Origin of the sequence: Sphingobacterium griseoflavum (assembly GCF_014653155.1) — a bacterium.
GTDB lineage: Bacteria > Bacteroidota > Bacteroidia > Sphingobacteriales > Sphingobacteriaceae > Sphingobacterium > Sphingobacterium griseoflavum.
The window spans coordinates 41,081-53,380 of the sequence record NZ_BNAF01000018.1 but is presented as its reverse complement, the minus strand read 5'-3'; the positions used below and the strand labels follow the sequence as shown (position 1 = coordinate 53,380).

The following is a 12,300-nucleotide window of genomic DNA, read 5'->3' as shown; positions in this document are numbered from 1 at the left end:
CATAAACAAGTCTGTATGACAAAAAAGAAAACTGTAGAAACTCCCATTACACCGGGGTTAAAGTCTAAAAAGGACATTGTGAACAATTGGCTACCCCGCTATACGGGATGCCCGCTGGAAGAATTCGAACCCTATATCTTGCTCACCAACTTCTCAAAGTATGTCAAGATGTTTTCTGAAATGAATGAGCATGCCCCAATTTATGGCGAGGATAAAGCCATGCAGGCCTGTACGGCTGGTGGTATAACCATAATCAACTTTGGCATGGGCAGCCCGATGGCGGCAACCGTCATGGATCTCCTTTCGGCAATCAATCCAGAGGCTGTTCTGTTTTTAGGGAAAACCGGCGGACTGAAAAAAAAGATTCCTGTTGGCGAACTGATTCTCCCCATTGCAGCCATCCGTGGAGAAGGGACATCAAACGATTATTTTCCTCAAGAAGTCCCCTCTTTACCGTCCTTTGCTTTACAGAAGGCAATTTCAACAACGATACGTGATTATTCAAGGGATTATTGGACAGGAACGGTATATACCACCAATAGACGCGTTTGGGAACACGACAAAGCTTTTAAAAAATACTTAAAGTCTATACGCGCAATGGCGGTGGATATGGAAACCGCAACGATCTTTAGCGTGGGCTTTGCAAACAAAATACCCACCGGTGCGTTACTACTGGTATCTGATCAACCCATGGTGCCGGAGGGCGTAAAAACTTCGGAGAGTGATCTGGCAGTTACTGCAAAATATGTAGAAACACACCTCAACATCGGTATCGATGCGCTCAAACAACTCATTAATAATGGGTTGACGGTAAAACATCTTAAATTTTAACAAGAAAACAGCGTGTTGCGTTTGTCATGATGCAACCTTCTTTCATGGTATGTGGTACAACAACATTTTGGAAACGATAGGCGATACGCCTTTGGTTAAGCTAAACAAAGTAACAAGGCATCTGCAAGGTACCATCCTTGCAAAGATAGAAACGACCAACCCTGGAAATTCCATCAAGGATAGAATGGCGGTCAAAATGATCGAAGATGCGGAGAAATCGGGGTTACTCAAACCTGGAGGAACCATTATTGAGGGCACATCCGGAAATACCGGCATGGGTTTGGCTATGGCTGCAGTCGTGAAAGGCTACCGCTGTATTTTCACTACAACGGACAAACAGTCCAAAGAAAAAATCGACGCATTGCGTGCGTTTGGTGCTGAGGTGATCGTATGTCCCACCAATGTTGCGCCAGATGATCCCCGCTCCTATTATGCTGTTTCCAGCAGATTAGCAGAAGAGGTGCCAAATGCATGGAAAGCAAATCAATATGACAATCCTTCGAATGCACAGGCACACTACGAGCAGACAGGACCCGAAATATGGGAGCAAACAGCAGGTAAAATTACGCATTTGGTCGTAGGCGTGGGCACAGGCGGTACAATATCGGGTGCAGCGCGTTATCTACGCGAGAAAAATCCACATATCAAGGTATGGGGAATTGACACCTACGGCTCTGTATTTAAAAAATATAAAGAAACAGGGATATTGGATAAGGATGAGATATATCCCTATATTACCGAAGGGATTGGCGAAGATTTCCTACCGGCAAATGTTGATTTTTCGGTAATCGACCTATTCGAAAAAGTAACGGATAAAGATGCCGCGCTCATGACACGCGAGCTTGCTCGGCAAGAGGGGATCTTTGCCGGCAATTCCGCTGGATCGGCTGTAGCTGGATTACTCCAATTGGGTCATTCCTTAACCAAGGACGACGTGGTGGTGGTTATATTCCATGACCATGGTTCGCGCTATATGGGGAAGATGTACAATGAAGACTGGCTTCGGGAACGGGGATTCCTCCAAGATAAAAAACTGACTGCCCAAACGATCCTCAACAAGCGCGGGAAGCAGGAAACGGTTACAGCTGATGTACAACAATCTATCATGGAGACATTCAACATGATGAAAACCTTGAATATATCCCAAATCCCCATAACGCAACAGGGCATGGTCATCAGCAAAGTAACAGAATCTGATATCTTAAATGCATTGTTAGAGAATGCAGCGTTAAAATCCGCTCCCGTGGAAACCATCGCCAGCAAAAGTTTTCCCTTCGTTGACCTAAAAACTTCCATTGATAAGATTTCTACCTTAATTGACAAGGACAACCAGGCGGTACTCGTAGAGGATACATCCGGAAAAATAAATATCATCACGCAATACGATATTATCAACGCAATTTCCGAGATTTAGCCATAATAAGATAAACAGAATACGCATACCAGATTTATCCGAATTTATGGAAAGAAACAGTAAACTGAAGCGATTTGAATATTGGATTAAAGCACGAATTGGCAAGATAGCGTTTATCGATATTGAATATCGCCTAGCTAAAAAATGGTATGGCAGCGACTATGGGGGGTTTTATGTACATCCCGACGTGCTCGATCAGCATGCCATCGTATACTCTTTTGGGATAGGCCAAGACATTTCTTTTGATAATGCGATGATACAGGCACACCAATGTCAAGTTTATGGTTTTGACCCCACGCCGAAGTCTATCGAATGGGTAGGCGGACAGTCAACCCCTGCGCAATTCCACTTTTATCCTTACGGTCTGGGAACTAAAACAGAAACCGTGAAATTTCATTTACCGAAAAACAAAGAGCATGTTTCAGGTAGTGTATTTGATCATAATCTGGTGAGTGAAGATGACTATGTCGAGGTTCCGCTGAAAAGTTTTGCTGATATTCTCAAAGAGACTGGACATACGCACATTGATGTATTAAAAATGGATATCGAGGGTTCGGAATATGTCGTTATCGATAGCATATTGAACGCAGGAATCTCAATCAAGCAGTTGCTTTTGGAGACACACGAACGTTTTTTTGATGATGGAAAAGAAAAAGGTAGACTTTTTTTTCAAAAGCTATATGATCGGGGTTACCGAATATTTGCCATTTCGGACACCTACCAAGAAATTTCGTTAATTAAGGTAGCTGAGTAGGGTATCGGGCTGGGATATATTGAAAAGTATCCATTTTCGATATCGCATTTAATTTTCTTTCGGTTCTAATTCTTGGATAACGTAAACATCTTCGTTATCCTTTTTCATTTTGTAGCGCTCCCGTGCTATTCGTTGGATTTCACTTGGATTATACTGTACGTCCTTGATGGACTTTGTCATTTGTTCGATCTCGGTTTCGTAAAAAGCCTTTTCTACTTCTAGCTTATTCTTCTCCTGTTGATAGGCAAATTGCGTACTGACGTCGTAGCGATCGAAGAAACACATCCACACCAAGAATGCAACACCTGCGATCAGATACTTATTTCGGATAAGTGACAAAAATCTCTCCATATAACAAAGTTAAACATATCTTTTGGAAGTTGAACAGAATTTTGCATGGTTTCTTCGACATGCCAAGCATGGAGATAAAAAAGAAAAGCGTCCCCAGCACCTGCTGCTAAATGAGCAGCTACTAGGGACGCCTGCTAAGCGCGTTAAATTGTGCGCGGGTAAATTACTTTTTGATCGCGTACTTAAAGTTTTTACCAATGAAACGAGCATTCCCGCCCAATTCCTCTTCGATACGCAACAACTGGTTGTATTTTGCCATACGGTCAGAGCGCGACGCAGATCCGGTTTTGATCTGTCCGCAGTTTAACGCAACAGCTAGGTCAGCAATAGTAGCATCCTCTGTTTCGCCGGAACGGTGAGACATCACCGAGGTATAACCAGAGTTCTGTGCTAGTGTTACGGCGTTAATTGTTTCTGTCAAGGAGCCAATTTGATTCACTTTTACTAAAATAGAGTTAGCAGTATCGTCATCGATCCCCTGTTGAAGACGTTTTGTGTTCGTCACAAATAAGTCATCACCTACCAGCTGAACACGATCACCTATCTTTTCAGTCAATGTTTTCCAACCGGCCCAATCATCTTCTGCCATACCATCTTCAATAGAGATGATTGGATATTTTTCCGTCAGTTCAGCAAGATAAGAAGCTTGCTCTTCACTTGAACGAATAGCACCTTTGTCCCCTTCAAACTTCGCATAATTGTACTTACCATCTTTGTAAAACTCCGACGATGCACAATCTAACGCCAAACATATATCTTGACCAGGAGTATAACCTGCTGTTTCGATAGCTTTCAATACGGTATCCAACGCATCCTCGGTACCATCGAAAGTCGGTGCAAAACCACCTTCGTCACCCACGGCTGTAGACAAATTTCTGTCGTGGAGAAGCTTTTTCAACGTATGGAAGACCTCTGTACCCCAGCGTAACGCTTCGGAAAATGAAGGTGCGCCCACAGGCATAATCATAAATTCTTGGAAAGCGATGGGCGCATCGGAGTGCGAGCCGCCATTGATGATGTTCATCATCGGAATAGGCAACGTGTTCGCGTTTACCCCACCAATGTAACGATAAAGTGGTTGATGTGACTCTTGGGCTGCCGCTTTAGCCACAGCCAAAGAAACGCCAAGAATCGCGTTGGCTCCCAATACACCCTTATTCTCCGATCCGTCCAGATCAATCATCATCTTATCGATTGTATTTTGCTCGAACACATCCACACCCTTCAACGCGTCCGCGATTGTGGTATTTACGTTGTCAACGGCTTTCAAAACACCTTTACCGAGGTATTTGCCTTTGTCGCCATCGCGCAATTCAACTGCCTCGTGGATGCCCGTTGAAGCTCCGGAAGGAACGGCTGCACGTCCAACAAATCCATTTTGAGTGGTTACATCTACTTCGATCGTAGGATTACCGCGCGAATCAAGAATCTGACGCGCATGAACATCAATAATTAAACTCATTTTTTTATATTGTCTTTTTCAATTTCCCAACTTAGTGTATAATCAACACTAAGATAACATTTATACTTAGTATATTCAAACTTACCGAAAATTTAGCTACAATTATATGATTCCCTGCAAATTTGTAAAGCCGTAGGTACTTACCGTTTTCGGCTGGCGTACTGCATCGGTTTTCTGATAATTTCCGGCGGCTAAAAAAAAGCTAAACATTGATGTTCAGCTTTTTTACAAATTGCTATGCCTTGATCATAGCTATAAAATCGTCAAATAAATAGCGTGAGTCGTGTGGACCGGGCGAAGATTCGGGATGGTATTGCACAGAGAACGCTTTCTTACCTTTTAAACGGATCCCCTCAATCGAATTGTCATTGAGGTTGATGTGCGTTATCTCAACTTTGTCGGAGTTTTTGATATCTTCGGCGACTACACTAAAACCGTGATTTTGGGAAGTGATCTCGCAGCGATTAGAAATCACGTTTTTCACAGGGTGATTTATACCACGATGACCATTGTGCATTTTCTGCGTTCGGATCCCGTTTGCCAACGCAAGCATTTGGTGACCTAAACAGATTCCAAACATTGGTTTCTCTGCATCTACAATTTCTTTAATTGTCTCGATGGCATAGTCGATTGCCGCCGGATCCCCAGGTCCATTGGAGATAAAGTAACCATCCGGATTCCACGCTTCCATTTCCTGAAACGTTGTCTTCGCTGGAAATACCTTAGCATATACTTGACGCGCATCGAAATTGCGTAAAATGTTCTTTTTGATACCCAAATCTAGCACTGCAACCCGTGTGGGAGCACTTTCTTCACCATAAAAATAGGGTGCTTTTGTAGATACGACGGATGACAGCTCTAGACCTTCCATTGATGGAACCTTGGCCAATTGGGCCTTAAGTTCTTCCACATCTAGGTTTTCGGAAGAAATGATAGCATTCATAGCTCCTTTATCACGGATATGACGCACTAAAGATCTGGTGTCTATATCGGATATACCAACGAGATTTTGCTCTTCGAAATAAGTCTGAATCGATGAATCCGCCATTTGCCGGCTATAGTTGATATTATAGTTTTTGCACACCAAACCGGCAATCTGAATCTTTTCCGATTCTGTATCATCTTCGTCGATACCATAATTACCGATATGCGCATTGGTGGTCACCATAATCTGTCCGTAATAGGACGGATCTGTGAAAATTTCCTGATAACCTGTCGTACCTGTATTGTAACAGATCTCCCCTGTTGTCGTACCAATTTTTCCGGCGGCTTTGCCGTGATAAACTGTTCCGTCTTCAAGTACCAAAATAGCCGGTAATTTACTGTAGTTGGTCATTCTTGTATGTTAAAATAATGTGTTTCTAATGCTAAAATATCTAGATATAAAAAAAGCCCAACTGGGCTAAAATAATATCAAATATCCTGTATACCAATGCTTGCATTGGATCTTTGCTTCGTTGCAACGAGATATGTTACCCCATTTTTCACGAGAGACAAAGGTAGATATTAAATGTATAAAGGCAAAATTAAATAGTAAAAAAGTAGCGGGTCGACACATTAATTTTGCCGGCCCGCTTCGCATGTTTTCTACGCGCTTTCAGAAGTCATCTTCTACAATTTCTTGCACTCGACCAATCTGCCCGTCCTGCAGCCGCACCTTAATACCACGATGGTGAAAGGCTGCGGAGGTCAGCAGATCTTTAACAATACCTTCCGTTAATGTACCACTGCGTTGATCCTTCTTCAACACAATGTTGACCAACATTCCCGGCTTTATATTTGCCCTTGTTTTTCCGTCCATATCATTAAGTCATACTAAGGGACACTTCCATAGTCCCGTTACCAAGTTTTACCATTTAAGAATATCATTACCCAAGGTAAAGAGAATGAGCGCAATAAGAATAAAAAAGCCTATCATTTGCGCTTTTTCCAAAAAGTTATCGCTTAGGGGCTTTCCCTGTATCATTTCGACAAGCAAGAATATTACGTGACCGCCGTCTAGCGCAGGGATAGGCAGCAGGTTCATAAATGCGAGTGCCATGGACAACATGCCCACTAAACTCCAAAACTTGATCCAATTCACTTCGGCACCAAACATTTTGGCTATTCCGACAGGACCGGAGATTGCCTTGTCGGCTCTTACATCTCCTTTAAAAATCTTACCAAAACCTTTGATGTTGTCCGTCACTACCGAAAACGCCTTATTTGCTCCTACCGGCAACGACTCAAAAAAACCATACTGTTGTACGATAACCGGAAAATCTGGCGCACCGAGATTCAGGCCAATAGCGGCAGTTGAGTCAATATTACCCGTCAATTCGAGCGGCTTGCCCTGCCGAACTAGTGACAACGCCACAGTTTTGCCAATGTTGCTGCGCAATGCGCCTGTAAATTCATCATAAAACCTCGTTGGGGTTCCATTTACAGCGGTGATACTGTCGCCTACCAAGATTTTCATCCGCTCCGCTTCCGATCCCTTATCTACCTCCTTGACACTATTCAAGGTATGACGCGGGCTAACGAATTCATTTTTCTTATGTTCCGCCACGGCATTTAGAATATCTGCAGGGACCTTCAGTTCCTGTTTGCTTCCATCGCGTTCGATCGTTAAAACCGCGTCGCCCATCAGCACTTCAGAGCTCATCACATCCCCCAAAAATTTAACTGCCGGCTTACCGTTGACCGCCAAGATCTTGTCGCCAGCTTGTATGCCAATTTCTTTACCAATAATACCTGGAACCACTCCATATGGCAATTTCGAGTTATCGATATCGTTTTCACCATAGCGAAACGTCATCATCCAAAAGATAAAAATACCTAAGATAACATTGACGATAATACCGCCCAACATCACAATAAGACGTTGCCAAGCAGGTTTCGAGCGAAACTCCCAAGGCTGTGGCTCTTGCTTCAACTGCTCCGTGTCCATAGACTCGTCGATCATCCCAGCTATCTTCACATACCCGCCCAAAGGCAACCAACCGATACCGTATTCGCAATCCTTGTAGGTAAACTTAAACAGCTTAACGCCCCATGCATCAAAAAAAAGGTAGAACTTCTCTACTTTGATACCGAAGGCCCTTGCTGCAAGAAAATGTCCCAATTCATGCAGTATGATTAAAATTGACAGGCCCAAAACTACCTGCCCGATCATCACTAATGTTCCCATTAAAAGTCAAAATTAAAAGTAAAAAGTCAAAATTTGCATATCGACTTATATTTAAAAGCCAAAATTAAAAAACAAAATCCAAAAGTTAAAACTTCGATATATTACAATTGCCTAGATCAACAACAATCAACCGAATAACGTCTGTTGTCTTAACCTATTAAATTCTGTGCCACGAGGCGAGCTTGCTGATCAATTGCCAACAGCTCGCTTAACGAAGGCTTTTGGATCCAATTTTGCTGACGCAATGTCGCTTCAATCAGTTCACTCATCTCCAAAAAGGAAATACGGTCTGCCAAAAATGCGGCTACTGCCACTTCGTTCGCCGCGTTCAGCACACAAGGTCGGTCTCCCCCTTCTTGTAAAGCCCGATAGGCCAAATTCAAATTTCGGAAGGTTTGGCTATCTGCCTGTTCGAAGGTAAGCGATGGATAGTCCAAAAAGTTAAAGCGCTCGAAATCGTTCGCTTTGCGAAGCGGATACGTGAGCGCATGCTGAATCGGCAGTTTCATATCAGGCAGTCCCATCTGCGCTTTCATGGATCCATCCAAAAACTGTACGATAGAATGGATGATGGATTGCGGATGAACTATTACATCAATCTGTTCTGCTGCAAGATCAAAGAGCCATTTTGCCTCAATCACCTCCAACCCCTTATTCATTAACGAGGCCGAATCAATTGTAATTTTGGCTCCCATAACCCAATTGGGGTGTTTTAGGGCCTGACTTTTCGTGACCGTTGATAAGAACGCACGGTCTTTTCCACGGAACGGGCCGCCAGACGCCGTTAAGTAAATTTTCTCGACAGGATTCTGTTCCTCGCCCATCAAACACTGAAAGATTGCAGCATGCTCAGAATCTACCGGCAGCATGGATACGTCGTGCTTTTTGACCAGGTCCATAATCAACTCTCCTGCCACGACTAACGTTTCCTTATTGGCCAACGCGATATCCTTGCGTTGTTGGATTGCGGCTACAGTAGGCTTTAATCCAGCAGCGCCCACTATGGCATTTAAAACGATGTCTATGCGGGGCAACTGAACCACTTCTTGAAGCGCTTCTTCTCCAGCAAAAACCTTTATACCAGCTGGCTTCAAGGCGTCCTGGACTTTACGAAATCCACTCTCGTGGACGATAACGACCATCGCGGGTTTGAACTCCAGTGCTTGGGCGATCAATAAATCTGCGTTGCTGCTCGCTGTCAGTACAGAAACCTCAAGAAAATCGGGAAAGGCCCTTACCACGTCTAATGCCTGTGTTCCTATGCTACCTGTAGCGCCCAGGATGGCGATATTTCTTTTTTTCAAATTTTATACTCTTAAATAATATTCTTTAGCAGTTCCGGGTCGTCACCGCCTCTATAATCTTTCATCATGTCATGATATGCTACAGCCATGACTAAACTGACAGATGGTATGACAACAAAGGTGTTGATGAAACTAAAGACTTTGGCAATGATAAAATATCCAAAATAATCAAAAGAGACCTGCATAATATAAGCCATGCCCATCGCCAAAACGAGTAGAATCAATCTGAACATATTCCCGCGCGTGAGCGCGACGCTCAACTTAAACGAACGAAAAAGGTGAAATTCTTTGTCCACAATGAAATAGGGAAAGAACGTTATTCTTGTCAATACAAATAGCATGATGACACCGGTTAGAAAAGGGTTTATCTCATAACTTAACGTTTCCATTTCGACGCCCAGATATAGAAATGGAAAAGTGATGACGGACGTAAGCAAGTAAAATAAGCCTACTAAGACGGAATAGCATACCAATCCTAAAAGAAAATTAAAAAACTGCTTTGCTGATGGTATGTAATCCGTAAAAGCCGCATGTTCAATACCGCGCGCCAAGAGTAGCGAGCGTTTAATAAGCACCAACTGCGTACCAAAAAACAAGATCGGAAAAACCATACACAATAATACCTTAACAAAATAGATACGGCTATCATATAACGTAAGTGCTAAATACGAAGATAAGTTAGAGGTTACGAAAAGCAGAAAGCATAGCCCTGCCATAGAAAAATAATGGCTCCTCAATAGTGAAAATGCGCGTAGCACGACGTCGTTCGCTTTAAATGTGCTCTCCTTTAGATACTGTAACATGTTGACAATAATTATGCAAATATGAGATTATTTTTGGTAGCCGCCGAAAATAATCGTTCTATCCTATTTAAATGTTGCAGGCACAGGTTTCTCCAAAAGATATTGGTAGTAAAAACGCACACGCTCTTTAAAATCGTAAGCTGATTTAGACCTTGCAAACCCATGTCTACTACCTGGATAGATCATCAATTCAAAGGGAACATCACGATCCGTTAGGGCGTCGACAAGCTGTGTGGTGTTCTGCAAATGCACATTATCGTCCAGATCACCGTGCATGATCCGCAACCTTCCCTTGTATTGATCGACATAAGTCAATACAGATCCGGCTCGATATCCCTCTGGGTTATCCTGTGGTGTATCCATCCAGCGCTCGGTATAATGCGTATCGTACAGCTCCCAACTTGTCACTGGTGCACCTGCGATTCCGTAATCAAAGTAGTCTGCTCCCTTTGTCAAGGCCAAACAGGTCATGTATCCGCCGTAACTATGCCCTGTGATGAGTAGCTTGTTTTTTGCTACCCAAGGCTTTGCCTTGAGCCATTTTGCAATAGTCGTATAATCTATCATCTCCCACTTTCCCAAATTTCGATGCATAAGTGCAACACCTTGCTTGCCAAAATGTCCGGAAGCACGGTGATCGCACGTTATCTGTATAATGCCGGCTTGTGCCCAGTACTGATTTCCTGTACCTTTCCACGTGTTGCGTACACTCCCGGCATCAGGCCCACCATATATGCTCATCACTACCGGATAAACTTTGCTTTCATCAAAATCGACTGGATAGGTGACGACTACTGGCAATTGGTACTGACCATCTTCCGAGGGAATAGTAAAATATTCCGTTTTTCCAAAATTATATTGGTCAAATTCAACAGCCTTACTGTCAGCCAATGTCTTCAACAATCGTCCATTATTATCCACTAAGGCTACTTGAGGTGGGGTATACACATTAGCATATGTGGTAAGAAAGTGCTTACCGTCTGGGGATACCTTTACCTGATGGGAAAAATCTCCAAACGTCAAACGCTTTAAATTTTTTCCGCTGTAATCCACCCGGTATAAGTCGACCGTAGCGGAATTTTCTTTCCGTGCAGTGAAGTAGACCTTTTTATTTTTTTCATCAACGAGCTCTAAGGAATTTACCTGCCATTCGCCCTGCGTAATGGCATTTATCATCTTCCCGTTAAGGCTATATAAATAATAATGAGCCCATCCACTACGATCCGATTTTAGGATATAATGTTTGTTATCGGCCAAATAAGTAATACGCTCATCGTGATCCAAATTGATCCAGCTATCTTGATGCTCATCATAGGTTTCCTGCTTGCTCCCATTTGATGGATCAACAGCATAGAACTTTAAGTTATTCTGGTCTCTATTCATCCACTGCACCATGATCGATTGGCTATCAAAGCTCCAATATGGCTGACCGAAATACTGGTCGTCATCCGCATTAAAATCTGCCCAAACGATCGGCGACCCACTGACGGATACAAAACCAATTTTTACGGTTGGATTGGGATCTCCCGCTTTTGGGTAGCGTGTTTCTTCGAGATATCCGTGTTGACCACTAGAAACATAGATGGGAAACATCGGCACCTTTGTGTCATCAAAGCGCATAAAAGCAATTCGCTTGCTGTCTGGTGACCACCAAAAAGCTTTATAATTGGTCGATCGTCCCAATATCTCTTCGTAATATACCCAAGAAGACCAGCCGTTGTATATGACGTCTGTCCCATCACTGGTGTGGCGTATTTCTTCACCGGTTTGTATATCTATGCTATACAGGTCATTTTTCCTCGTGAAGGCAACAAATTTACCGTCTGGGGACAACGTCGGATTGTTCTCTTCCACATCCGGAGATTGCGTCAGCTGCTTCGTTCCCTGTTCCCCATAGCGAATGAAGACATCCTTATCCTTTACAAAAACAGCGACGTCAGCTTTTGGGGGCGGTGTATAGGGACGTCTCGCGTAAGTATTGATGTTTACCGCATAAAGCATTCCATCTACGGCATCCTTTTCGATATAGTGCACATTATCAGCCCAGCCAACGTACTGGTTGATAGGCCTGGTGAGCGAAGCTTCCTGTCCCCAAGCTTGCGCAAATGAAAGCGCTTTTTGTTGTGCGTGTAATTGTGCGATAAACAACGTCGCCAGCAGCGAACTTGCTAAAATTCTATTCATAAAAGCTAATTGATAAAGCCACGAAATT

11 protein-coding genes are annotated in these 12,300 nt (G+C 43.2%); 3 read left to right on the top strand and 8 right to left on the bottom strand.

What is annotated here, in order from left to right:
• Positions 1–15 precede the first annotated feature (15 nt).
• Genes IE165_RS17800 through IE165_RS17790 form a run of 3 tightly spaced genes read left to right on the top strand, consistent with a single transcriptional unit; the run spans position 16 to position 2,999 of the window.
• On the top strand, positions 16–831 hold the full coding sequence (locus tag IE165_RS17800) for an AMP nucleosidase (RefSeq protein ID WP_189628009.1): 816 nt from the start codon (positions 16–18) through the stop codon (positions 829–831).
• 49 nt (positions 832–880) lie between these two features.
• A complete protein-coding gene (locus IE165_RS17795; protein ID WP_189628008.1) occupies positions 881–2,245 on the top strand; it encodes a pyridoxal-phosphate dependent enzyme in 1,365 nt (454 codons plus the stop codon).
• 46 nt (positions 2,246–2,291) lie between these two features.
• Entirely contained in the window at positions 2,292–2,999 is a 708-nt protein-coding gene (locus IE165_RS17790) for an FkbM family methyltransferase (RefSeq protein WP_189628007.1), read from the top strand.
• Positions 3,000–3,047: 48 nt separating this feature from the next.
• Here the strand turns inward: IE165_RS17790 and IE165_RS17785 are convergent, their stop codons facing one another.
• The 8 genes from IE165_RS17785 to IE165_RS17750 form a co-directional block, all read right to left on the bottom strand.
• On the bottom strand, positions 3,048–3,350 hold the full coding sequence (locus tag IE165_RS17785) for an FtsB family cell division protein (RefSeq protein ID WP_189628006.1): 303 nt from the start codon (positions 3,348–3,350) through the stop codon (positions 3,048–3,050).
• 163 nt (positions 3,351–3,513) lie between these two features.
• A complete protein-coding gene (eno, locus tag IE165_RS17780) occupies positions 3,514–4,812 on the bottom strand; it encodes a phosphopyruvate hydratase (RefSeq protein ID WP_189628005.1) in 1,299 nt (432 codons plus the stop codon).
• Between the two features lie 235 nt (positions 4,813–5,047).
• A complete protein-coding gene (gene carA / locus IE165_RS17775) occupies positions 5,048–6,148 on the bottom strand; it encodes a glutamine-hydrolyzing carbamoyl-phosphate synthase small subunit (protein ID WP_189628004.1) in 1,101 nt (366 codons plus the stop codon).
• Between the two features lie 261 nt (positions 6,149–6,409).
• Positions 6,410–6,613 carry a YwbE family protein gene (locus IE165_RS17770; protein WP_189628003.1) on the bottom strand — a complete coding sequence of 68 codons (204 nt, stop codon included), beginning with the start codon at positions 6,611–6,613 and terminating at the stop codon, positions 6,410–6,412.
• A gap of 48 nt (positions 6,614–6,661) precedes the next feature.
• Positions 6,662–7,981: an RIP metalloprotease RseP gene (rseP, locus tag IE165_RS17765; protein WP_189628002.1), complete on the bottom strand. Its 1,320-nt coding sequence runs from the start codon at positions 7,979–7,981 to the stop codon at positions 6,662–6,664.
• A gap of 149 nt (positions 7,982–8,130) precedes the next feature.
• Positions 8,131–9,285: a 1-deoxy-D-xylulose-5-phosphate reductoisomerase gene (locus tag IE165_RS17760; protein WP_189628001.1), complete on the bottom strand. Its 1,155-nt coding sequence runs from the start codon at positions 9,283–9,285 to the stop codon at positions 8,131–8,133.
• Between the two features lie 11 nt (positions 9,286–9,296).
• On the bottom strand, positions 9,297–10,088 hold the full coding sequence (locus tag IE165_RS17755; protein ID WP_189628000.1) for a hypothetical protein: 792 nt from the start codon (positions 10,086–10,088) through the stop codon (positions 9,297–9,299).
• A 63-nt stretch (positions 10,089–10,151) separates the two neighbouring features.
• Positions 10,152–12,272, bottom strand: a complete 2,121-nt coding sequence (locus tag IE165_RS17750; protein WP_189627999.1) for a S9 family peptidase — start codon at positions 12,270–12,272, stop codon at positions 10,152–10,154.
• Between the last annotated feature and the right edge of the window lie 28 nt (positions 12,273–12,300).